This window comes from Cellulomonas fimi, from assembly GCF_028527925.1.
Taxonomy (GTDB): Bacteria; Actinomycetota; Actinomycetes; order Actinomycetales; family Cellulomonadaceae; genus Cellulomonas; species Cellulomonas fimi_C.
The window spans coordinates 1-548 of record NZ_JAPESW010000180.1 but is presented as its reverse complement, the minus strand read 5'-3'; the positions used below and the strand labels follow the sequence as shown (position 1 = coordinate 548).

The 548-nt window shown below is 63.0% G+C and carries 1 protein-coding gene; it reads right to left on the bottom strand.

From position 1 onward, the window contains the following. Positions 1 to 548, bottom strand: a 548-nt coding sequence (locus OMK64_RS21565; RefSeq protein ID WP_272730170.1) for a bifunctional [glutamate--ammonia ligase]-adenylyl-L-tyrosine phosphorylase/[glutamate--ammonia-ligase] adenylyltransferase, incomplete at both ends; no start/stop codon positions are given.

Genomic DNA, 548 nt, shown 5'->3' with positions numbered 1-548 from the left:
TCTTCGGGGATGCGCGTAAGGCGCTCGCGCAACTCGGCGGCCAATTCAGGCGCCAACGGAGGCTTGAACAGACGGCCTTCGTTGAGCAATTCGTCGAGCAACAGCGGAAAGCGTGTGATCTGTTCGGCAATCCACGGGCTGGCGGCGCATAGGGTCAACAGGCGACGCAGGGCGTCGGGGTTTTCCGTGAGCAGCACCAGATAAGCGGAACGCCTCGCGACGTCTTCGACCAATGGCAGCACGCGCTCCAACACCAGGTCCTGGTTGGCGTGTTCCACCGCTTGGGCAAGCAGGCGCGGAATAAATGCATCCAACCGCTCACGCCCCAAACGCTGCATGGCTCGCAGTTGCGGGCTGTTGCGCAGGCCGGCCAACGCCTTGAGCGCCTTGGTCGCGTCGGTGAAGCCGCCTTCGGCCAATTGCCGGCAGGCGGCCTCTTCATCTTGGGATTCTTCCCACAGCGGCAACCACTCACCGCCCACCACCAACTCGCTTTCTTCGCCCTCTTCTTCGTCAGGATCGGCGATCACCTGGCGGAAATGCCAGTC